This window comes from Corynebacterium sp. L4757 (genome assembly GCF_043673995.1).
Classification (GTDB): Bacteria; Actinomycetota; Actinomycetes; order Mycobacteriales; family Mycobacteriaceae; genus Corynebacterium.
In genome coordinates, this window is record NZ_JBIMEN010000027.1 from 1 (window position 1) to 2,898 (window position 2,898).

The 2,898-nt window shown below is 56.9% G+C and carries 2 protein-coding genes and 3 pseudogenes; 4 read left to right on the forward strand and 1 reads right to left on the reverse strand.

Annotated elements, in window-relative coordinates:
• Positions 1-34 precede the first annotated feature (34 nt).
• Positions 35-685 carry a vitamin K epoxide reductase family protein gene (locus ACG98I_RS13795; protein WP_394732586.1) on the forward strand — a complete coding sequence of 217 codons (651 nt, stop codon included), beginning with the start codon at positions 35-37 and terminating at the stop codon, positions 683-685.
• A gap of 244 nt (positions 686-929) precedes the next feature.
• A pseudogene (locus ACG98I_RS13800) lies at positions 930-1,082 on the forward strand (VIT family protein); the annotation flags it as partial.
• A gap of 71 nt (positions 1,083-1,153) precedes the next feature.
• Here ACG98I_RS13800 and ACG98I_RS13805 read toward each other — a convergent pair.
• Positions 1,154-1,288, reverse strand: a pseudogene (locus tag ACG98I_RS13805) (DUF2188 domain-containing protein); the annotation flags it as partial.
• Positions 1,289-1,791: 503 nt separating this feature from the next.
• On the opposite strand from ACG98I_RS13805, the gene ACG98I_RS13810 reads away from it, so the two are divergent.
• Both ACG98I_RS13810 and ACG98I_RS13815 read left to right on the forward strand, forming a co-directional pair.
• Positions 1,792-2,355, forward strand: a complete 564-nt coding sequence (locus tag ACG98I_RS13810) for a recombinase family protein (RefSeq protein WP_394721113.1) — start codon at positions 1,792-1,794, stop codon at positions 2,353-2,355.
• Positions 2,356-2,438: 83 nt separating this feature from the next.
• Positions 2,439-2,898, forward strand: a pseudogene (locus ACG98I_RS13815) (IS6 family transposase); the annotation flags it as partial.

A 2,898-nucleotide genomic window follows, 5' to 3' on the forward strand; every position in this document is an offset into this window, starting at 1 on the left:
GGTCGACGCGGCTGCCGCCGACTAACCCGAATCCATGACGCACTCACCCACCGCCGACGACAATGAGGTTCTTGTGACCGAGACGAACACTGACCCCTCTTTGCCGGCCGTCGCCCGGAACCGTCCTTTCGCCCTCATCCTGTTGATCACCGGTGTGATCGGATGGGTGGCCTCGGGCATCCTGGTGCTCGAACGCCTGGCCCTCTACGAGGACGCCGAACATGTCACCACCTGCGACATCAACGCGTTGGTTTCCTGTGGAAAGGTGATGGGCACCTGGCAGTCCGAACTGCTCGGCTTCCCCAACCCCCTGATCGGCATCGTCGCTTTCGCCGTGGTCATCACCACGGCGATGGCCATGCTATCCGGGGCCCGCTTCGCCGACTGGTACTGGGGGGCTCTGCAGGCAGGGGTGACCGTGGGCCTGCTGTTCATCGTCTGGTTGTGGTACCAGGCCCTGTTCGTCATCCATATTCTCTGCCTGTACTGCATGGTGGTGTGGGCCATGATGGTTCCGCTGTTCATCCTGCTTACCGTGCGCAACCTCGCTCATGGACTCTTCCCCGCTTCCCCTGCTGTGGTGCGGTTTTCCTCCCAATGGGCGGGCACCCTGATCGCCGTGATCTACGTCGCCGTCGCAGCCTCGGTGTTTTTCAGTTTCTACTCGGATTTCATCACTCTTTGATCCTGGTGATCGGCCGGTGCTGTTGTCGCGACCACCCCGGGAGGAAGGGGGTCGTAACCAGCAGACGGAGACAAAATATCTGCCTCTGAGCTGTGGTCAGGTGTGATGCCCTCGGGGAGAAGGTTTCCGATAGTGACCACGGTGGTAGCAGTTTTCGGGATACCAGACGGTGGGTTGAGGCTTAGGATGATCCTCAGAACGGACCTACCCGCGACGATGATCACCGGCAGAGAGAACCTACTGGATGTCTGCTCCCATTCGACACCGTGACGAACCCCATGGAACAGGCCATCATGCCCGGTTGAACTGGCTGCGTGCCGGTGTTCTCGGCGCCAATGACGGCATAGTCTCCATTGCGGCCTTATTGCTCGGTGTTATCGCCACAGGCATGGGGGAGGGGTCATTGCCATAGGAATTGGACTCACGGAATTTGCCGTCACGTCCCTGGATTCGATGCTCCAACCCCTCCCTCATTGCAGTGCTCCGAGCGTCTGCGATGGCTTCTGCCTGTGTGTCATATCGCTTCGAGACCCGCTCTGCGCCATCTCGGCGATTAGCCCACCCATCTCCTGAGCGCACTGTGTTGATATTCCTCTTTGCCATATTTCCTCCACACGTCACTGATCGCACTCATATTCGAGCATTGACCTGATTATAGAGGAAAGAGGATCTTAGTTTCCTTGTATAGTTCCCTCCCTGAGGTTCTGAATTGGGACCGAGTGTTCAATCAGGCAGCTCGGCCCTGACCCCGCCACGCTTTCGGCGAGCGTCTACAGAGTAGCGGGCCCAGGCACCCCGTTTCTCAGACGCTGTAATACGCCCACCTATAGAGGCGGTTACCGATACTGGTCCCACCGGCAAACGCGAGGCCCTGTATCTGCACTATGGAAAATGACCGAGAAATCCGACATATCTCCCACTGCCTTGCTGATGATTCTGTTCAACTTCCATCCCTACATGGCAGTCATGTGCCACATGGGTACACCCCAAAAGAACAGTTTTTGAATTACAAACCCCCTCGCAAACATTATGTTCACTAGGGTGGGGTTATGGATAATGGAACAAAACCGTCACTACCTCTAGATATTCCTGAACATTCTGAGGTGATTTCCGGGCAAAAGGTCGGCTATGCGCGGGTTAGCTCTAAAGACCAGAATCTGGAGCGGCAAACAGCGGCGTTGAAAAAAGAGAAGTGCTTTCGCATATTCGAGGATACTGTCAGCGGTTCGTCCACTGACCGTCCTGGGTTGGATGGTGCGTTGAATTATGTGCGTCCTGGTGACCAGCTTGTGGTTATGAGTATGGATCGGTTGGCGCGGTCGTTGATTGATTTGCACCGCCTAGTCGATGACCTCACTGCCCGGGATGTTTCGGTGAAGTTCTTAAAAGAGGGGCAAACGTATTCGTTGAATTCGACTCCGATTGCCAAGCTTATGCTCGGGTTGCTTGGATCGGTGGCGGAGTTTGAGCGCTCGATTATTCGTGAGCGTCAGGCGGAGGGGATTGCGCGGGCGAAAGCCCGCGGGGTGTATAAAGGTCGCGCGAAAGCGCTGACTGATGAGCAGCTTGCCCAGGCACAAGGGTGGGTGGATGCGGGTGTTCCGAAGGCTGAGGTTGCACGCAGGCTCGGTATTGGTCGAACGACACTGTATAACTATCTCTCGCGTTGACTCAGGCAGCTTTGAAGGTTGTTAAAACTGGTGCTGTTGCAAAGTTGGGGCAGTAGGAAGAGCGACGTGAAATAATCACAGCCATGGGTATCTTCTCCGGTCGTCATTTCCCCCGTGACATCATTCTGTGGGCGGTGCGGTGGTACTGCCGCTACGTGGTGAGCTACCGCGATCTGGAGGAAATGATGACTTCAGCGGGGCGTGCCGGTCGATCACACCACGATCTACCGCTGGGTCCAGAAATACGCCCCTGAGCTGGACAAGCAAACACGGTGGTACCGGCAGGTACCTGACTGGCAGGCCCGGTCCTGGCGGGTGGATGAGACCTATATCCGGGTCGGCGGCAGGTGGTGCTATCTCTATCGGGCGATCACCGCCGGTGGGCAGACCCTGGACTTTTATCTCTCTCCGAAGCGGAACGTGGCCGCAGCGAAGCGTTTCCTGGCCAAGGCCCTCAGATCCAATGCGTCAGCCGGGTATCCCAGAGTGATCAACACCGATAAAGCACCCTCCCTAGCCAGGGCAATCGCCGAGTTGAAGTCA